The organism is Micromonospora andamanensis, from assembly GCF_016863495.1.
GTDB lineage: Bacteria > Actinomycetota > Actinomycetes > Mycobacteriales > Micromonosporaceae > Micromonospora > Micromonospora andamanensis.
In genome coordinates, this window is record NZ_BOOZ01000006.1 from 25564 (window position 1) to 44165 (window position 18602).

17 protein-coding genes are annotated in these 18602 nt (G+C 69.6%); all 17 read right to left on the reverse strand.

Annotation, left to right across the window (positions count from 1 at the left end; genetic code table 11):
• Complete coding sequence (nuoL, locus tag Van01_RS07455) at positions 1–1947, reverse strand: NADH-quinone oxidoreductase subunit L (protein ID WP_204003162.1); 1947 nt, start codon at positions 1945–1947, stop codon at positions 1–3.
• 24 nt (positions 1948–1971) lie between these two features.
• Entirely contained in the window at positions 1972–2289 is a 318-nt protein-coding gene (gene nuoK, locus Van01_RS07460) for an NADH-quinone oxidoreductase subunit NuoK (protein ID WP_013731028.1), read from the reverse strand.
• Positions 2286–3056, reverse strand: a complete 771-nt coding sequence (locus tag Van01_RS07465; RefSeq protein ID WP_204002606.1) for an NADH-quinone oxidoreductase subunit J — start codon at positions 3054–3056, stop codon at positions 2286–2288. The genes nuoK and Van01_RS07465 overlap by 4 nt, the downstream gene beginning before the upstream one ends.
• On the reverse strand, positions 3053–3694 hold the full coding sequence (gene nuoI, locus Van01_RS07470; protein ID WP_204002609.1) for an NADH-quinone oxidoreductase subunit NuoI: 642 nt from the start codon (positions 3692–3694) through the stop codon (positions 3053–3055). The genes Van01_RS07465 and nuoI overlap by 4 nt, the downstream gene beginning before the upstream one ends.
• Position 3695: 1 nt before the next feature.
• A complete protein-coding gene (gene nuoH / locus Van01_RS07475) occupies positions 3696–5042 on the reverse strand; it encodes an NADH-quinone oxidoreductase subunit NuoH (RefSeq protein ID WP_204002611.1) in 1347 nt (448 codons plus the stop codon).
• Complete coding sequence (locus tag Van01_RS07480) at positions 5039–7534, reverse strand: NADH-quinone oxidoreductase subunit G (protein WP_204002614.1); 2496 nt, start codon at positions 7532–7534, stop codon at positions 5039–5041. The genes nuoH and Van01_RS07480 overlap by 4 nt, the downstream gene beginning before the upstream one ends.
• Positions 7534–8850 carry an NADH-quinone oxidoreductase subunit NuoF gene (nuoF, locus tag Van01_RS07485; protein WP_099847906.1) on the reverse strand — a complete coding sequence of 439 codons (1317 nt, stop codon included), beginning with the start codon at positions 8848–8850 and terminating at the stop codon, positions 7534–7536. Before nuoF ends, Van01_RS07480 begins: the two co-directional genes overlap by 1 nt.
• Positions 8847–9884: an NADH-quinone oxidoreductase subunit NuoE gene (nuoE, locus tag Van01_RS07490; RefSeq protein ID WP_204002617.1), complete on the reverse strand. Its 1038-nt coding sequence runs from the start codon at positions 9882–9884 to the stop codon at positions 8847–8849. Before nuoE ends, nuoF begins: the two co-directional genes overlap by 4 nt.
• Positions 9881–11206 (reverse strand): NADH-quinone oxidoreductase subunit D, encoded by a 1326-nt coding sequence (locus tag Van01_RS07495; protein ID WP_204002619.1) that lies wholly within the window; start codon positions 11204–11206, stop codon positions 9881–9883. Before Van01_RS07495 ends, nuoE begins: the two co-directional genes overlap by 4 nt.
• Complete coding sequence (locus Van01_RS07500; RefSeq protein ID WP_204002622.1) at positions 11203–11934, reverse strand: NADH-quinone oxidoreductase subunit C; 732 nt, start codon at positions 11932–11934, stop codon at positions 11203–11205. Before Van01_RS07500 ends, Van01_RS07495 begins: the two co-directional genes overlap by 4 nt.
• Positions 11931–12608, reverse strand: coding sequence for a NuoB/complex I 20 kDa subunit family protein (locus tag Van01_RS07505; protein ID WP_204002626.1), 678 nt, complete (start codon positions 12606–12608; stop codon positions 11931–11933). Before Van01_RS07505 ends, Van01_RS07500 begins: the two co-directional genes overlap by 4 nt.
• Positions 12609–12621: 13 nt before the next feature.
• Positions 12622–12987, reverse strand: a complete 366-nt coding sequence (locus Van01_RS07510; protein WP_169598979.1) for an NADH-quinone oxidoreductase subunit A — start codon at positions 12985–12987, stop codon at positions 12622–12624.
• Between the two features lie 108 nt (positions 12988–13095).
• Positions 13096–14370 (reverse strand): geranylgeranyl reductase family protein, encoded by a 1275-nt coding sequence (locus Van01_RS07515; protein ID WP_204002629.1) that lies wholly within the window; start codon positions 14368–14370, stop codon positions 13096–13098.
• 132 nt (positions 14371–14502) lie between these two features.
• Positions 14503–14712 (reverse strand): hypothetical protein, encoded by a 210-nt coding sequence (locus Van01_RS07520; protein ID WP_204002631.1) that lies wholly within the window; start codon positions 14710–14712, stop codon positions 14503–14505.
• 51 nt (positions 14713–14763) lie between these two features.
• Positions 14764–15480, reverse strand: a complete 717-nt coding sequence (locus Van01_RS07525) for a demethylmenaquinone methyltransferase (RefSeq protein WP_204002634.1) — start codon at positions 15478–15480, stop codon at positions 14764–14766.
• 137 nt (positions 15481–15617) lie between these two features.
• Positions 15618–16802, reverse strand: a complete 1185-nt coding sequence (locus Van01_RS07530; RefSeq protein WP_204002636.1) for a hypothetical protein — start codon at positions 16800–16802, stop codon at positions 15618–15620.
• Positions 16803–17276: 474 nt separating this feature from the next.
• Positions 17277–18467, reverse strand: coding sequence for a cyclic dehypoxanthinyl futalosine synthase (gene mqnC / locus Van01_RS07535; RefSeq protein WP_204002644.1), 1191 nt, complete (start codon positions 18465–18467; stop codon positions 17277–17279).
• Between the last annotated feature and the right edge of the window lie 135 nt (positions 18468–18602).

Consider the following 18602-nt stretch of genomic DNA (forward strand, 5'->3'; position numbering starts at 1 on the left):
TCACGCCAACCACCCCGCCTGTACGGCCAGGAAGGCGGCCACCACCAGCAACGCGCCGGTCAGGATCGAGGTGGCGTACGACCGGACGAAGCCGGTCTGCAGCCGCCGGAGCCGGCCCGATCCACCGCCGACGCCCGCGGCCAGTCCGTTGATCAGCCCGTCGATGCCCCGGTTGTCCAGGTAGACGAGCGCCCGGGTGAGGAAGATGCCCGGCTTCTCGAAGACCGCCTCGTTCACCGCGTCGGTGTAGAGGTTCTTGCGCGCGGCGGTGACGAGCACCCCGGCCGGCTGCGGCGAGGTCGCCGTGCCGTTGCGGAACAGGAACCAGCCCAGCACCGCACCGAGCACCGTGACGCCCAGCGACAGCACCACGATCGCCCAGTGCGGCAGCACCGCGTCGTGGTGCGCCTCGGCGGTGCCGAGCCCGGCGGTGGTGGTCAGCCAGTCCGGCACGGAGGTGGCCAGCAGCCAACCCGCGCCCAACGAACCGATGCCGAGCAGGACCAGCGGGATGGTCATCAACGGCGGGGACTCGTGCGGGTGCTCGATGTCCTCGGTCCAGCGCTTCGGCCCGTGGAAGGTGAGCACGAACAGCCGGGTCATGTAGAAGGCGGTAAGCGCGGCACCGAGCACCGCCGCCCCGCCGAACAGCCAGGCCGTCCATCCCTCCCGCTCGAAGGCGGCGGCGATGATCGGCTCCTTGGAGAAGTAGCCGGAGAACGGGAACATGCCGATGATGGCCAGCCAGCCCGCGCCGAAGGTGATCCAGGTGATCTTCATGTACTTCGAGAGGCCGCCGAAACGACGGATGTCGACCTGGTCCTTCATGCCGTGCATGACCGAGCCGGCGCCGAGGAACATGTTGGCCTTGAAGAAGCCGTGCGCCAGCAGGTGCACGATGGCAAGTGCGTACGCCGCGCCACCCAGTCCGACACCGAGGAACATGTAGCCAATCTGGCTGACCGTGGACCAGGCCAGCACCCGCTTGATGTCGTCCTTGGCGCACCCGATGATCGCGCCGATCAGCAGGGTCAGCGCGCCGACGCTCACCACGACCAGCTGCAACGTGGCGTTCGCCGAGAAGATGATGTTGGAGCGGGCGATCAGGTAGACACCTGCGGTGACCATCGTCGCGGCGTGGATCAGCGCCGACACCGGGGTCGGGCCCTCCATCGCGTCCGGCAACCACGCCTGGAGCGGGAACTGGCCGGACTTGCCGGCCGCGCCGAGCAGCAGCAGCAGGCCGAGCACCAGCACGGTGCCCCCGGCCAGCGCGCCGATCCCGTTGAACACCTCGTCGTACTGGGTGGTGCCGAGGGTGGCGAACATGATGAAGATGGCGATCGCCAGGCCGGCGTCGCCGACCCGGTTCATCAGGAACGCCTTCTTACCGGCGGTGGCGGCGGCCGGCTTGGTGTACCAGAAGGAGATCAGCAGGTACGACGCCAGACCGACGCCCTCCCAGCCGAAGTACAGCATCACGTAGTTGTTGCCGAGCACCAGCAGCAGCATCGCCGCGATGAACAGGTTGAAGTACGCGAAGAACAGTCGGCGGCGCTCATCGTGCGCCATGTACTCGACCGCGTACAGGTGGATCAGGAAACCCACACCGGTGATCAGCAGGACGAAGACCCCGGCCAGCGGGTCGAACAGCAGACCGAAGTCCACGTGCAGACCGCCGACCGCGATGAAGTCCCAGAGACTCAGCTGGACCGACCGGTTCTCCAGGCCACGCAGGCCGAGGAAGTAGCTCAGGCCGAGCAGGAAAGCGGCACCGACCGCGGCCACCCCGAGCCAGTGCCCCCAGCGGTCGGCCCGCCGGCCGAGCAGCAGCAGGATGGTCGCGCTGACCAGCGGGATGGCCACCAGCAGCCAGACGCTGCTCAGCAGCCCGTCCGCCGTCGCGTACGAGACGGTCTCGGCCGGAGCAGCCTGGGCGTACGTCATGATTTCGTCCACCGGTGGGCCCCTCTAGTACTTCAACAGGTTGGCGTCGTCGACGCTGGCGGAGCGTCGGGTGCGGAAGATCGCCATGATGATGGCCAACCCGACCACGACCTCGGCCGCCGCCACCACCATCACGAAGAACGCCATGATCTGGCCGTTGAGGTCACCGTTCATCCGGCTGAAGGTGACAAGCGCCAGGTTGGCCGCGTTGAGCATCAGCTCGACACACATGAACAGCACGATCGCGTTGCGCCGCACCAGCACCCCGGCGGCGCCGATGGTGAACAGCACCGCGGCGAGGACCAGGTAGTAGTTCGGCTCGACCGAGAAGAAGTCACTCATTTCTCAGTGCCCTTCAGCGTGGTCTCCTCGGCGGTCAGCTCCCGCACCGGCAGGATGTCCGGCGTGCTGCGGTCACTCAGCCGCCCGTCCGGCAGGCGGGCCGGGGTGGCGACCGACGAGGAGGTGGCGAAGACACCCGGGCCGGGCTTCGGGCCGGGGTAGTTGCCGGGCGCGAAGCGGGCCTTCATGGTGGCCACCTGGTCGCGCTTGTCCTCCTTGCGCCGCTCGACGTGCGCGAGGATCATGCCGCCGATGGTGGCGGTGATCAGCAGCGCCGCGGTGAGTTCGAAGGCGAAGACGTAGTCGGTGAAGAGCAGCCGGGCGATGCCCTCCACGTTGCCGCCCGCGTTGGCCTGCTCCAGGCCGACAGGCGTGCTGCCCTGCGTGGCCCGGTAGACCCCACTGCCGAGCAGGCCGGCGAAGCCGAGCCCCAGCCCGATCGCCGCGATCCGCTGACCGCGCAGCACCTCGATGAGCGAGTCGGAGGCTTCCCGACCGACAAGCATCAGTACGAACAGGAAGAGCATCATGATCGCGCCGGTGTAGACGATGATCTGCACCATGCCGATGAACGGCCCGGCCTGGAGCACGTAGAACACCCCGAGGCTGAGCATGGTCAGCACCAGCCACAGTGCCGAGTGCACCGCGTTGCGGGCGGCGACCATGCCTATCGCACCGGCCAGCGCGAGCGGAGCGAGGATCCAGAAGGTCACCGCCTCGCCGCCGGAAACCGCACCGGAGGCGGCGAGCAGCGTCGAGGTGCTCATGCCGGGTTCCCCTTCTCCGCCTCGGCCCGCTGCGCGGCCTGCTCGGCACCGGGGAAGGTGACGCCCGGGTGCTCGTCCACCTGGTAGTGGCCCGGCCCCATCGGCGAGCGCTCCGCCCCGGCGGAGGTGCCCGGGTTGGTGAGGCTGCCGATGTAGTAGTCCTTCTCGCTGTCACCCAGCCGCATCGGGTGCGGCGGCTGCTCCATCCCCGGCAGCAGCGGCGCCAGCAGCTGCTCCTTGGTGAAGATCAGGTCCTTGCGGTTGTCCCGGGCCAGCTCGTACTCGTTGCTCATGGTCAACGAGCGGGTCGGGCACGCCTCGATGCAGAGCCCGCAGAAGATGCAGCGGGCGTAGTTGATCTGGTAGATGCTGGCGTACCGCTCGCCCGGCGAGAAGCGCTGCTCGTCGGTGTTGTCGCCACCCTCGACGTAGATCGCGTCCGCCGGGCAGGCCCAGGCGCACAACTCGCAGCCGATGCACTTCTCCAGCCCGTCCGGGTGCCGGTTGAGGATGTGCCGCCCGTGGTAGCGCGGCGCCGGCTTCGGCGGGGTGAACGGGTAGTCGGTGGTGACGACCTTCTTGAACATGTGCGAGAAGGTGACCCCGAAGCCCTTGAACGTTCCGGTGATCGCGCCCACGTCACACCTCCTCAGAGTCCTGGCCGGCGGGGGCGTTTGCCGGCTCCCGCTCGGCGACCATGCGCCGGGTGCGCGGGCTCGGTGGTACCTGGAGATCCATCGGGGGCAGCGGGAAGCTGCCCGGCGGCCGGTTGTCGACCTGCTCGGCGAGGGTCGGCTTCGGTGCCGCCTTGCGGCTCGGCCAGAACAGCGCGGCGAGCAGCACGATGCCGGCCGGGATGCCGATGGCGTACATCCGGCTCTGGGTGTCCCAGTCGTCGATGGTGCGCAGGCCGGCGAGGATCACGATCCAGACCAGGCTGATCGGGATGAGCACCTTCCAGCCGAAGCGCATCAGCTGGTCGTACCGCAGCCGGGGCAGCGTGCCGCGCAGCCAGACGAAGACGAAGACCAGCAGGATGACCTTGCCGAAGAACCAGAGCATCGGCCACCAGCCGGAGTTGGCCCCCGACCAGATGGTGATCGGCCACGGCGCGTGCCAGCCGCCCAGGAAGAGCGTCACGGTGAAGGCCGACATGGTCACCATCGCGACGTACTCGCTGAGCATGATCAGCGCGAACTTGAGCGAGCTGTACTCGGTCATGAAGCCGGCCACCAGCTCCGACTCCGCCTCCGGCAGGTCGAACGGCGGCCGGTTGGTCTCGCCGACGATGGAGATGAAGAAGACGATGAAGCTCGGGAAGAGCAGCAGCGCGTACCAGCCCGGCGCCGGGATGTCGACACCGAACAGGCTCAGCTCGGTCGTACTGCCCTGGGCAGCCACGATCTCACTCGTGGACATCGTGCCGGCGAGCATGAACACCGCCACGATGGACAGGCCCAGCGCCACCTCGTACGAGATCAGCTGGGCGGCGGACCGCAGGCCGCCGAGCAGCGGGTAGGTCGAGCCGGACGCCCAGCCGGCGAGCACGATGCCGTAGACCGCCATCGACGAGAGAGCGAGCACCACGAGCACCGCGACCGGCACGTCGGTGACCTGCAACGGCGTCTGGTGGCCGAAGATGCTCACCATCGGGCCGAACGGAATCACCGACAGCGCGGTGACCGCGCAGATCACCGAGATGGCCGGGGCGAAGAAGTAGATGACCTTGTCCGCCGACTTCGGGAGGATGTCCTCCTTGAAGGCCATCTTCAGGCCGTCGGCGAGGGTCTGCAGCAGACCGAACGGACCGAGCTGGTTGGGGCCGGGGCGGACGGCCATCCGCCCCACCACCCGCCGCTCGAACCAGACGCCGAGCAGGGTGCCGAGCAGGGCCACGACGAAGGCGAAGACGATCTTGCCGAGGATCAGCCACCACGGGTCGTGGCCGAAGTCGCCAAGCGACGGTGCCTGGGCGATGACGTTCATGCGACACCCCCGGAGGAGTTGAGGAGCGGGCCCGGCCGGCCGGCCGCGTCGGCGGCGACCGGCTCCGTCACGCCGGGCGCGGAGATCCGCACCACCGCGCCGGAGGTCGCGCCGAGGCTGCGCCGCACGGTCGAGCCGGGCGAGTTGGTGGGTAGCCAGACCACACCGTCCGGCATCTCGGTGATCGCCGCCGGCAGAGTCAAGGCACCCCGGTCGGTGCCCACCGTGACCGGGTCGCCGTCGGCGACGCCGAGCGCCTCCGCGCTGCCCTTGCCGAGCCGGACCACCGGCGGGCGGGCGGTGCCACCCAGGTGCTCGTCGCCGTCGGTGAGGCTGCCCAGGTCGACAAGCTGGTGCCAGGTCGCCAGCACCGCCTCGCCAGCACTCGGCTGGGGCACCGACCCCGGCGCGACAGTGGGGGCGGCCGGGCGGGTCACCCGGGTCACCGGCAGGCTGCCCAGCTCACGCCGGACGGCCAGCACGTCCCCGGTGCCCAGCCGCACGTCCAACTGGGCGGCGATCGCGTCGAGCACCCGGCCATCGGTCATCGCGGCCGTCTCCAGCACCGCGTCGAACGGGCGCAGCCGGCCCTCCCAGTCCAGGAAGCTGCCGGCCTTCTCCACCACCGGCGCGACCGGCAGGACCACGTTCGCCCGGCGGGTGACCGCACCGGCCCGCAACTCCAGGCTGACCAGGAACGGCACCGCGTCCAGGGCCTGCTCGGCCAGGCGCGGGTCGGCCAGGTCGGCCGGATCGACCCCGGCCACCACGAGCGCGCCGAGCTGACCGCCGGCGGCGGCGGCGAGGATCGCGTCGGTGTCCCGGCCCGCCTGGCTCGGAATCACCCCGGCCGGAATGTCCCACGCCTCGCCCAGCTCGGCCCGGGCCCCGGGCTCGGTGACCAGACGACCGCCGGGCAGCAGGTTGGGCAGGCAACCGGTGTCGACGGCACCGCGGTCACCCGCGCGCCGCGGCACCCAGGCCAGCTTCGCGCCGGTACGCGCGGCCACCTCGGCGGCGGCGGAGAGTCCACCCGGGACGGTGGCCAGCCGCTCGCCGACGATCAGGATCGCCCCTTCGGCGCTGAGCGCCTCGGCGACGGTGGCGTGCTCGGCGAGCACCCCGGCCTCCTCGCCCGGCACCACCCGGGCCAGCTTGGCGCCGAGCTTCTCCAGGCCACGGGTGGCGAACGGGGCGATCGCGTACACCTTCAGCTTGTTCTTCAGGTACGCCTTGCGCAGCCGCAGGAAGAGGATCGGGCACTCCTCCTCCGGCTCCAGACCGACAAGCACCACTGCCGGCGCGTTCTCGACGTCGGTGTAGGTGACGTCGGTGCTGCCGGCGACCGTGCTGGCCAGGAAGTCGGCCTCCTCGCGGGAGACCGGGCGGGCCCGGAAATCGATGTCGTTCGTGTGCAGCGCGACCCGGGCGAACTTGGCGTACGCGTACGCGTCCTCGACGGTCAGTCGACCGCCGGTGAGCACGCCGGCGCCCTGGCCGGTGTCCCGGGCGGCCCGCAGGCCCTCGGCGGCGACGCTGAGCGCCTCGCTCCAGGACGCCTCCCGCAGCTCACCGGTGTGCTCGTCGCGGACCAGCGGGGTGGTGAGCCGGTCGGCGGCGCGGGCGTACTGGAAGCCCCACCGCCCCTTGTCGCAGTTCCACTCCTCGTTGACCTGCGGGTCGTCGCCGGCCAGCCGGCGCATCACCTTGCCGCGCCGCCAGTCGGTGCGCTGGGCGCAACCGGCTGAGCAGTGCTCGCACACGCTCGGGCTGGAGACCAGGTCGAACGGGCGGGCGCGGAAGCGGTACTGGGTGCCGGTGAGCGCACCGACCGGGCAGATCTGCACCGTGTTACCGGAGAAGTACGAGTTGAACGGGACGTCGCCGCCCTCGCCCTCGGTCCCGTAGTCCTCGTCCCGGTAGATGTTGATCTCCTCGGCGGAGGAGCGGTTCATCAGGTCGATGAACTTGTCGCCGGCGATCTCCTCGGAGAACCTGGTGCACCGCTGACAGAGCACGCAGCGCTCGCGGTCGAGCAGCACCTGGGTGCTGATCGGCAGCGGCTTCGGGTACTCCCGCTTGTGCTCGTGGAACCGCGAGTCGGTGCGGCCCGTCGACATCGCCTGGTTCTGCAGCGGGCACTCGCCGCCCTTGTCGCACATCGGGCAGTCGAGCGGGTGGTTCACCAGCAGCAGCTCCATGATCCCCTCCTGCGCCTTCTTGGCGACCGGGGAGGTGAGCTGGGTACGGACCACCATGCCGTCGGCGACGGTCTGGGTGCAGGAGGCGACGGGCTTGCGCTGCCCCTCCACCTCCACCAGGCACTGCCGGCAGGCGCCGGCCGGGGCCAGCAGCGGGTGGTCGCAGAACCGGGGGATCTCGGTACCCAGCTGCTCGGCGACCCGGATCAGCAGCGCCCCCTTCGGGGCGGTGACCTCGACGCCGTCGATGGTGAGGGTGACCGTCTCGGTCGGCTTGGCAACGTCCGTCATTAGTGGGCTCCCACCAACTGCTTGTCGGACAACTTCGGCGCGGTCCGTCCCTCGATGTAGTCGAGGTAGTCCTGCTTGAAGTACTTCAGCGACGAGGTCACCGGGCTGGTGGCACCGTCACCCAGGCCGCAGAACGAACGGCCGAGGATGTTGTCACAGGTGTCGAGCAGGGTGTCCAGGTCGTCCTGAGTGCCCTGGCCGGCCAGGATGCGCCGGTAGACCCGGACCATCCAGTAGTTGCCCTCCCGGCACGGGGTGCACTTGCCGCACGACTCGTGGTGGTAGAACTCCAGCCACCGGTAGGTCGCGTAGACCGGGCAGTCCTGGTCGGAGAAGATCTGGGTGGCCGTGGTGCCGAGGATCGAGCCGGCGGCGGCCACCCCCTCGAAGTCCAGCGGCACGTCCAGGTGCTCTGCGGTGAGCAGCGGGGTCGACGACCCGCCCGGCGTCCAGAACTTCAGGTTGTGACCCGGCTGCATCCCGCCGGCCAGCTCGATCAGCTCGCGCAGGGTGATGCCGAGGCCGCACTCGTACTGGCCGGGGTTGGCGATCCGGCCGGAGAGCGAGTAGATCATCGGGCCGGCCGACTTCTCGGTGCCCATCGACTTCCACCAGTCCGCGCCGCCCAGCACGATGTACGGCACGCTGGCGATGGTGCCGACGTTGTTGACCACCGTGGGGCTGGCGTACAGCCCGTGGGTGGCCGGGAACGGCGGACGCAGCCGGGGCTGACCACGGAAACCCTCAAGGGAGTCCAGCAGCGCCGTCTCCTCCCCGCAGATGTACGCGCCGGCGCCCGAGTGGACCACCAGGTCCAGGTCGAAGCCCGAACCGAGGATGTCGCGGCCGAGGTAGCCCTTGGCGTACGCCTCGTTCACCGCGTTGCGCAGCCGGCGGGCGGCGTGCACGGCCTCGCCCCGGATGTAGATGTAGGCCCGGTTGGCCCGGATCGCGTACGAGGCGATGATGACGCCCTCGACGAGCGAGTGCGGGTCGTGGGTCATCAGCGGCAGGTCCTTGCAGGTGCCGGGCTCACCCTCGTCGGCGTTGACCACGAGGTAGTGCGGCTTGCCGTCACCCTGCGGGATGAAGCCCCACTTGAGGCCGGTGGGGAAACCGGCGCCGCCGCGACCGCGCAGCCCGGAGTCCTTCACCAGCTGGATCAGGTCGTCCGGATGCGCCTTGATCGCCTTGCGCAGCGCCGCGTAGCCGTCCAGCTTCTCGTAGGTGTCGATCCGCCAGGCGTCAGGGGAAAGCCAGCGCTTGGTGAGCACGGGCGTCAACTTGGCCAGGGTCTCCGGCGCAGGCGTGGTCACTTCTGAGCCCCCTTGTCGTGCGCGGAGTCCTGACCGCTCGTCGACTCCGCTTCCCTGAGGTTGCGCTCCTGCGCTCCGGTGTCGTCACCGGCCGGCTTGGCGTCGCCCGCCGGCTTGTTGGCCGCCACACCGGCGGCCTCGGCGGCCCGGGCGTCGCCCGACGCGGGCGGCTGCCCGTCGACCGGGCCCTTGGTGCCGGGGGCGTCCGGCACCGCGGTCTTCGCGTCCGGCTGCCGGGTCTCGGCGGTACGCACCTGCGGCGACTTGCGGTCCGGTGCCGCGACGTCGGGCGCGGTGCTGCCGGTCGGCGCGGCCTTCGCCGGGGTCGCCGGTGCCGGCTTGTCGCCCGCCTTGCCGCTGCGGATCGGGGTGTTCGGGTCGAAGCCCGGTGCCGAGATGCCGTGCTGCTGGGCCAGCCGCAGACCGCGCAGGGTCGGCTCGCCCGGCACCCCGTCGGCGACGGCACCCTCCCGCTCGTCGGCGAAGCCGGCGAGCTGGACCGCCATCTCCTTCAGGGTGCAGAGGCGGGCACCACGGCTCGGCGTGGGCCGGCCACCGGCGCGCAGCTCGTCGACCACCCCGACCGCGCTCTGCGGGTCGACACCGTCGAAGAAGTCGTAGTTGACCGTCATCACCGGGCCGTAGTCGCAGGCGGCCAGGCACTCGGCGTGCTCCAGGGTGACCTTGCCGTCGGCGGTGGTCTCGTCGTGCCCGACGCCCAGGTGCTCGGCGAGGGTGTCGTAGACCTCCTGGCCACCGAGCACGTTGCACATGGTGTTGGTGCAGACACTCACCAGCCAGTCACCCGTCGGCCGGCGCTTGTACATGGTGTAGAAGCTGGCCACCGCGCCGACCTGGGCCTTGTTCAGGCCGAGCACCTCGGCGCAGAACGCCACGCCGGCCGGGGAGACGTAGCCCTCCTCGGCCTGCACGAGGTGCAGCAACGGCAGCAGGGCCGAGCGGGACCGGTCCGCCGGGTAGCGCGCGATGATCTCCCGCGCCCGGGTCCGCGTCTCTTCGGTGAAGACAGTCACCGGTCACAACCTCCCATGACGGGGTCCAGCGAGGCGCCGCCGGCGATCACGTCGGCGATCAGGCCACCCTCGGCCATCGCCGGCAGGGCCTGGAGGTTGACGAAACTCGGCTCCCGGTAGTGCACCCGGTACGGCCGGGTCCCGCCATCGGAGACCGCGTGCACGCCCAGCTCGCCGCGCGGCGACTCGACGCCGACGTACACCTGCCCCGGAGGCACCCGGAAGCCCTCCGTCACCAGCTTGAAGTGGTGGATCAGGGACTCCATCGACTGGCCCATGATCTTTGCGACGTGCTCCAGCGAGTTGCCCATGCCGTCGACGCCGATGGCCAGCTGCGCCGGCCAGGCGATCTTCTTGTCAGCCACCATCACCGGCCCCGGCTTGAGCCTGTCGAGTGCCTGCTCGACCAGCTTGAGCGACTCGCGGATCTCCGCGTTGCGAACCAGGTAGCGGCCCCAGACGTCGCCGTCGGAGTGGGTCGGCACGTCGAACTCGTACGTCTCGTAGCCGCAGTACGGCATCGTCTTGCGCAGGTCCCAGGCCAGCCCGGCCGAACGCAGCACCGGCCCGGTGACACCGAGCGCCACACAGCCGGTCACGTCCAGCACCGCGACGTTCTGCGTCCGCTCCAGCCAGATCGGCTGCCCGGAGAGCAGGTCCTCGTACTCCTTGAGCCGCTTCGGCATGAGCTTGAGGAAGTCGCGGATCTTGACGATCGCCTCGTCCGGCACGTCCTGGGCGACCCCGCCCGGCCGGACGTACGCGTGGTTCATCCGCAGCCCGGTGATCAGCTCGAAGATCTCCAGGATGTACTCGCGCTCCCGGAAGCCGTAGAGCATCATGTTGATCGCGCCCAGCTCCATCGCCGTGGTGGCCAGCCAGACCAGGTGCGAGGAGATCCGGTTCAGCTCCATCATGAGCACCCGGATGGTGGTGGCCCGCTCGGTGATCTGCTCCTCGATGCCGAGCAGCTTCTCCACGGCCAGCGAGTACGCCGTCTCGTTGAACAGCGGCGAGAGGTAGTCCATCCGGGTCACGAACGTCGAACCCTGCACCCAGTTGCGGTACTCCAGGTTCTTCTCGATACCGGTGTGCAGGTAGCCGACGACCGAGCGGGCCTCCCGGACCGTCTCGCCCTCCAGCTCCAGGATCAGCCGGAGCACACCGTGCGTGGACGGGTGCTGCGGACCCATGTTGACGACGATCCGACCCTCGTTGATCGGGTCGACGCCGGAGACGACCTCGTCCCAGTCCCCGCCTGTGACGTTGAAGACGCGGCCCTCGGTGGTCTCGCGCTCGGTGGCGTAGTTGGACGCGCTCATTGGTACGACCTCCGCTTGTCGGGCGGCGGGATCTCGGCGCCCTTGTACTCCACGGGCACGCCGCCGAGGGGGTAGTCCTTGCGCTGCGGGTGGCCCTCCCAGTCGTCCGGCATGAGGATCCGGGTCAGCGCCGGGTGGCCGTCGAAGACGACGCCGAACATGTCGTACGTCTCCCGCTCCTGCCAGTCGGCGGTCGGGTAGACGGCTGTGACACTGGGCAGGTGCGGTTCCTCGACGCTGACCGCGGCCTCCAGCCGGACCTGTCGCCGGTAGGTCATCGAGGTGAGCTGGTAGACGACGTGCAGCCGGCGGGCATCGGCGCCCAGGTAGTCCACTCCGGACACCGAGGAGCAGAGTTCGAAACGCAGCGCCGGGTCGTCCCGCATCACCTGGCAGACCTCGGCGATCCGCTCCGGGCGGATGTGCAGGGTCAGCTCGCCCCGGTCGACCACGACCTTCTCGATCGCCTCGCCGAACGCCGGGTACGCCTCCTCCAGCGCGTCCCGGACCTCGTCGAAGTAGCCGCCGTACGGTCGCGGTGAGTCCTCGATCGCGCGGTGCTGCCGGACCAGCCCACCGAAACCGGAGACGTCACCGGTGCCCTGGTTGCCGAACATGCCCCGACCTGCGGGGGCGGCCGGCGGGAACTCGGCGGGCGCGCCACTCGTCGCGCCGGCCGGGGTCACCGGAACCGGTACGCCACCGGTGGTCGGCTTGTCGTCAGTCACTTGATCCCCCCGTACGGGTGGAGGTGGGTCTGGGCCTTCATCCAGTTCTCGATCCGCAACTGCTCCTCGCGACCCTCGCGGACGGCCTTCGTCCACTCGGCCCGCCGGGCCTTGTCGCTGCGGTACGACGACGGCATCGAGCCGTACGGCACCACGGGCACGTCACCGCGCGCCTCGCGGGCGGCGAGCATCTTGCGGCCGTTCGGGCCGAGCGGCTCGTGGCCGATCTTCTCGCGCAGCTTGAGGATCGCGTCGATGAGCATCTCCGGCCGGGGCGGGCAGCCCGGAAGGTACATGTCGACAGGCACGACGTGGTCGACGCCCTGCACGATGGCGTAGTTGTTGAACATGCCGCCGCTGCTGGCGCAGACGCCCATGGAGAGCACCCAGCGGGGCTCGGCCATCTGGTCGTAGATCTGGCGCAGCACCGGGGCCATCTTCTGGCTCACCCGGCCCGCGACGATCATCAGGTCGGCCTGCCGGGGCGAGGCCCGGAAGACCTCCATGCCCCAGCGGCCCATGTCGTAGTGCGGCCCACCGGCGGCCATCATCTCGATGGCGCAGCACGCCAGGCCGAAGGTGGCGCCCCAGACCGACGACTTGCGTGACCAGTTGACCAGCTTCTCCACCGAGGTGAGCAGGACTCCGGCGGGAAGTTTCTCCTCGATACCCATGGCCGTTCCTCCCTCAGTCCCAGTCCAGGCCGCCACGCCGCCACTCGTAGGCGTACGCGACGAAGACGGCACCAATGAACAACAACATGGCGACGAACCCGAAGACCGGCAGGATGTCGAACGAGACAGCCCACGGGTAGAGGAAGATCATCTCCACGTCGAAGACGATGAAGAGCATCGCCGTCAGGTAGAACTTGACCGGAAAGCGGCTGCCACCGATCGGCTGCGGGCTAGGCTCGATGCCACACTCGTAGGCTTCGAGCTTTGCCTTGTTGTAGCGGTGGGGGCCGGCGAACCGGGCAGCGGCTATCGAGAACAGCGCGAAACCCGCGGCGAGGGCGAACAGCCCGATGATGGGTACGTAAGGCGAGAGCGACATTTCTTCTCCTGCTCGTCCTTCCCTGCCCTCGGTGGTTGGCGAAATTCACACTATTCACATCCCACCCCGCGCCCTCCGGCGGGGGTGGACCTTGCCTGTTCCGCGCCCCTACACGGCGGGCGCGACCCGGGTCATCGCATTGATGACCCGGTCCATCGCGTCACCGCCTCGCGGGTCGGTGAGGTTGGCCAGCAGCTTGAGCACGAAGCGCATGAGCGTCGGGTGGGGCATGCCGTGCTTCGTCGCGACGCGCATGACCTCCGGCCGGCCGATCAGCTTCACGAAGATCCCCCCCAGCCGGTAGTAGCCACCGAACCGGGTCTTCAGCTCCTGCGGGTACGCCATCAGGGCCCGCTCCCGCTCGATGCCGGCCGGCCGGGCGAGCGCCTGGACCGCGACCTCCGCGGCCAGTTCGCCGGACTCCATCGCGTACGCGATGCCCTCGCCGTTGAACGGGTTGACCATGCCGCCGGAGTCGCCGACGAGCATGACCCCCCGGGTGTAGTGCGGCACCCGGTTGAAGCCCATCGGCAGGGCGGCGCCGAGGATCGACCCCTCGGCGTTCGTCTCGTCGGTCATGCCCCACTCCGGTGGCGTGTTGGCCAGCCAGTCGGTGAGCAGCCGCCGGTAGTTCGTCTTGCCGAACGCCGAGGACGAGTTGAGGATGCCGAGCCCGACGTTGACCCGGCCGTCACCCAGGCCGAAGATCCAGCCGTACCCGGGCAGCAGTTCGTTCGTGCCCTTGGCCCGCAGTTCCAGCCAGGACTCCAGGTAGTCGTCGTCGTGGCGGGCCTCGGAACGGTAGTAGCGCCGGACGGCGACACCGATCGGGCGGTCCTCCCGCTTGGCCAGCCCGAGGGCGAGCGGGAACCGGCCCGAGACGCCGTCGGCGGCCACCACCAGCGGGGCGTGGAAGCTGACGGGCGCCTTGTCCGGCCCGTCCTCCCCCTGCACCCCGATCACCCGGCCGTCGCCGTCCAGCACCGGGCCGATCACGTTCACGCTGGTACGCAGCTTGGCCCCGGCGGACACCGCGCGCTGGGCGAGCAGGTCGTCGAAGTCGAGTCGGGTGCGCACCAGGCCGTAGTTCGGGAAGCTGGCCAGATCCGGCCAGTCCAGCTCCAGTCGCACGCCGCCACCGATCACCCGCAGGCCACGGTTGTGCAGCCAGCCGGCCTCGGGGGACGTGTCCACACCCATCCGGATCAGCTGCCGCACCGCGCGCGGGGTCAGCCCGTCGCCGCAGACCTTCTCCCGGGGAAACTCGGTCTTCTCCAGCAGCAGCACGCGTACGCCGTGCCGAGCCAGGTGGTACGCGGTCGCCGAACCACCGGGACCGGCGCCCACGACGATCACGTCGGCGTCGTTCTCCACCGCGGTCATTAGCGCCTCCTCCCCGCCCTGCTCGTGAAATGCTTCACAAGCCAGCCGGGACGAGTCTATGACCGACGCCGTAAGCTCGCCTTGTTAGGTTGGCCTAACCTGCGGGAAACGATTCCTGACCGACCTGTCGCTTCAGCGGCGGGTCGGGCCCGCGCCGTCCAGGCCGGCCCGGATGGTTTCCGGCAACTGCTCGCGCAGGGTGCCACCAGCGGCCCGGTCCAGGGCCGCGAGCACCTCGGTCACCACCTGGCGGACGTCGGCGGGATCCGCGCCGGCCAGCTCGCGGAGTTGGTCGACCAGCTCCGCGGCATCACCTGTGGCCACGTTTCTCGGATCCGTCATGCCGGCCAGCGTACGCCCACAATGGCGTCAGATCGTGATATTGGTGCGAATTCAGGCATCCATCCGAATTGCCCGGTGCAGCGCCACCACTCCGCCAGTCAGGTTGCGCCACGCCACCGACCGCCAACCGGCCGCCCTCACCCGTTCTGCCAGGGCCGCCTGGTCCGGCCAGGCACGGATCGACTCGGCGAGGTAGACGTAGGCGTCCGGGTTGCTGGAGACCGTCCGAGCCACGGCCGGCAGCGAGCGCATCAGGTACGACAGATAGACGGTGCGGAACGCGGGATTGACCGGAGTGCTGAACTCACAGATCACCAGCCGGCCACCCGGACGGGTCACCCGGGCAAGTTCCCGCAGCGCCGCGTCGGTGTCGTTGACGTTGCGCAACGCGAAGGAGATGGTCACCGCGTCGAAGCTGGCGTCGGCGAAGGGCAGCCGCAGGGCGTCGCCGGCCAGCAACGGCACCTGCGGGCGGGTGCGCTTGCCGGCGTACAACATGCCCAGGGACAGGTCGGCACCGACCGCGTACGCCCCGGAGTGGGCGAGTTCCTCGGTGGAGACACCGGTGCCCGCACCGACATCCAGCACCCGGTCGCCCGGCCGCAGGTCGAGCGCGGCTCGGGTGGCCCGCCGCCAGAACCGGTCCCGCCCAAAGGAGAGGACGGTGTTGGTCAGGTCGTAACGGGCCGCGACACCGTCGAACATCGCGGCGACCTCGTGCGGCTGCTTGTCCAGACTGGCGCGCTGGCCCTGCGGGGTACGGCTCACCCCTTCACTCTGCCAGCCTGGTCACCGACCGCCCGGGCCGGGTCGAGACGACACAGTGAGGGCGGGATGGTCACCCATCCCGCCCTCACTGCCGTGCGTTATGTGAACGGCCCGCGCGGGCCGATAGAGGACGAACCTCAGGCGTTCGTCTTCTCGTCACCCGGGGTCACCAGGACCACCCGGCGACGGCGGGCAACCAGGAACATGGCCACACCGGCGGCGAGCACACCCGCGCCGACGCCACCGATCACGCCGACCTGCACACCGGTGACCGGCAGGTCACCGCCACCGCCGCCGCCACCGTTGGTGGCAGTGACCACCACGGCGAAGTCGTCGGAGTTGTCGGTCGGGTCGATGTCGGCGAACTCCGACTCCTTGATCTCGCGCACCTCGGCCTTGCCGAACCCGGGCTTGGTGGCCTGCTGGCTGATCCGGGCATCCGGCGACAGCGCACCGAACGCCTCGGCCGCCAGCGAGCCGCCGGTCAGGGTGACCGGCGCCTCGACGCCCTTGCCCACCTCGACGGCCAGCGGAACGATCAGCACCGTGTCCCGCTCCAGCAGGAAGGTGTCGTCCTCGCAGACCGCGCCGCGCTTGTCGGAGCTGATCTCGCAACCCTCGATCGGGAGGAAGGTCACGCCCTTCGGCAGCTGGTAGGTCAGCTTGATGCCCTGGGCGGTCAGGTCACCCTGGTTGGCGATCTCGCTCCAGAGCAGGGCGGTGTCACCCGGCCGCACCGGGCCGTCCTCCTCGAAGGTGTCCAGGTCGACACGGGTCTTCACGTCGGGGACGATGACCCCCAGGTCGACACCGCTCTCCGGGGTCAACTCGACGTCGACGTCGACGCTGTTGTTGCTCTCGTCGGTGTCGTCAGGCGACTCGATGCTGATCGTCACCGGGGCGGTGTACGGGCCGGTGACGCCCTCGGCCGCCTTGAACAGGACGATCGGCACCTCGGTCGTCTGCCCCGGGCCGGGGATCTCCTTCTTGTCGAGCTCGCAGACCCACAGCTCGGGCTTGGTATCGCCGGTGACGTCACAGCCGCCCTCGGTGTACGCGCCCACCACGAGCTTGGTGTCGTCCACCTTGGAGGTGTCGACCTTGACGAGCAGCTTGGTCGGCGTGCCCTCGCCCTGGTTGGCGATCTTGGCCCAGCCGACCTTGCCCTCGACGCCGTCGGTGGTGCGGGTGCCGGCGGCGGTGAGGGCCAGGTCCGTCTCGGTGCCAGCGGCGTAGGCCGGCGCACCAAGGGCGGTGAAGGCGCCCGAGGCGAGCAGCGCGGCCGTGGCCAGGCTGGCAGCCCGGCGGGTTCGGAAGATCATGTGATGGTCTCCCCCGTGGGGTGAATGAAAACGTACGGGCGGGGACGTTAGCGGTCAGCGATCACCCGCGCCACCCTGCTTCACACCCGTCACAAGCTGCTCAGCTAATGGCAACTTAAGGATTGTCCGGATTGATGGGCCTTGCTACCTGGTCGCGCCCTGCCACCCGGCCAGGGCGGCCCGACGCTTCGAACCGGATGGATGATCCACCCGAGCCGTTCGGTTGACAACCGACCGAGCCATCACTGTGACACAACGCCCGAGTCACAGTGACCCATAGTGATCTCTCACCGTTCTTACCCCACCCAACGTTGCCGCCCGCCGACAGCCACTGGGGCGGCCCGAGATGCCGCAAGTCGCGCCATCCCCTCGACCGGAAGGGCCAAGATGCCGCAACTCGCGCTCGCGGCGGCGAGGTCGGGCGGTCCCGGTGGCCGGCCGGCGTCAGTTTCGCTGGTCGGGGCCGGGCGTAGGTCAGCTTGCCTCGACCAGGGGCAGCGAGCGGCCGGCACCGCCGCCGGGCAGGGCGATCGACGAGAAATGCGAGACCACCCGGTCGTCGCTCGGGTCGTCGTCGGGCGTGTGGTGCACGGCCAGTCTGTTGTAGAGCGTGTCGCGCTGGGCGGGAATCCGGTCTGCGGAACGGATCATGCCGATCAGCTCGTGCAGGTTGGACCGGTGCCGGGCACCCGCCGAGGAGATGACGTTCTCTTCCAGCATGATCGAGCCGAGGTCATCCACACCCATGTGCAGCGCCAGCTGACCGACGTCCTTGCCGGTGGTCAGCCAGGACGCCTGCAGGTGCGGCACGGTCTCGAAGAACAGCCGGGCCACCGCCACCAGCCGCAGGTACTCCAGGGTCGTCGCCTGGGTGCGGCCCTTGAGGTGGTTGTTCTCCGGCTGGTACGTCCACGGGATGAAGGCCCGGAAGCCCTGGGTACGGTCCTGCACGTCGCGGATCATCCGCAGGTGCTCGATCCGCTCGGCGGCCGTCTCGCCGGTCCCCATCATCATCGTCGCGGTCGACTCGACGCCCTGCCGGTGCGCCAGCTCCATGACCTCCAGCCAGCGCTCGCCCGACTCCTTCAGCGGCGCGATCGCCTTGCGGGGTCGCTCCGGCAGCATCTCAGCGCCCGCACCGGCGATCGAGTCGAGCCCGGCGGCCTTGATCCGGGCGATCGCCTCGTCCAGGCTCACCCCGGAGACCTTCGCCATGTGCAGGATCTCGCTCGGCCCGATCGAGTGGATCGCGAGCTGCGGGTACGCCTTCTTGACCGAGGAGAACAACTCCTCGTAGTACTCCACGCCGTAGTCCGGGTGGTGGCCACCCTGGAGCATGACCTGCGTGGCACCCAGCTCGACCGCCTCGCCGCAGCGGCGCAGGATCTCCTCGGTCGGGTGGGTCCACCCTTCCTTGTGCTTCGGCGCCCGGTAGAAGGCACAGAACTTGCACGCCGTCACGCAGACGTTCGTGTAGTTGATGTTGCGATCGATCAGGTACGTGACGATGTTGTCCGGGTACCGCCGCCGACGGACCGCATCCGCCGCCTCGCCGAGGGCATGGAAGGGGGCGTCGGTGTAGAGCAGCAGAGCTTCCTCGGGCGTGATCCGCCCACCGTCGGCACCACGCTGCAGGATGTCGTCGATCTCCCGGTTCACCGTCACGTCCCCGAGGGTACGCCGACCTGCCGCTCAGCTCTCAGGGGCGCACCTGACCTGTGATCCATACCCTGAAGTCTGCGCCCGCCTGCTGGGCCAGGATCTCCGCCGTTGCCAGGTGGATGGCATCGAGGCGCAGCA

Bases quoted from the DNA above. Each gene is read 5' to 3' on its own strand.
- nuoL (WP_204003162.1), bottom strand. From the start codon at position 1,947: ATGACGTACGCCCAGGCTGCTCCGGCCGAGACCGTCTCGTACGCGACG.
- nuoK (WP_013731028.1), bottom strand. From the start codon at position 2,289: ATGAGTGACTTCTTCTCGGTCGAGCCGAACTACTACCTGGTCCTCGCC.
- Van01_RS07465 (WP_204002606.1), bottom strand. From the start codon at position 3,056: ATGAGCACCTCGACGCTGCTCGCCGCCTCCGGTGCGGTTTCCGGCGGC.
- nuoH (WP_204002611.1), bottom strand. From the start codon at position 5,042: ATGAACGTCATCGCCCAGGCACCGTCGCTTGGCGACTTCGGCCACGAC.
- Van01_RS07480 (WP_204002614.1), bottom strand. From the start codon at position 7,534: ATGACGGACGTTGCCAAGCCGACCGAGACGGTCACCCTCACCATCGAC.
- Van01_RS07495 (WP_204002619.1), bottom strand. From the start codon at position 11,206: ATGAGCGCGTCCAACTACGCCACCGAGCGCGAGACCACCGAGGGCCGC.
- Van01_RS07505 (WP_204002626.1), bottom strand. From the start codon at position 12,608: ATGGGTATCGAGGAGAAACTTCCCGCCGGAGTCCTGCTCACCTCGGTG.
- Van01_RS07510 (WP_169598979.1), bottom strand. From the start codon at position 12,987: ATGTCGCTCTCGCCTTACGTACCCATCATCGGGCTGTTCGCCCTCGCC.
- Van01_RS07515 (WP_204002629.1), bottom strand. From the start codon at position 14,370: ATGACCGCGGTGGAGAACGACGCCGACGTGATCGTCGTGGGCGCCGGT.
- Van01_RS07520 (WP_204002631.1), bottom strand. From the start codon at position 14,712: ATGACGGATCCGAGAAACGTGGCCACAGGTGATGCCGCGGAGCTGGTC.
- Van01_RS07530 (WP_204002636.1), bottom strand. From the start codon at position 16,802: ATGATCTTCCGAACCCGCCGGGCTGCCAGCCTGGCCACGGCCGCGCTG.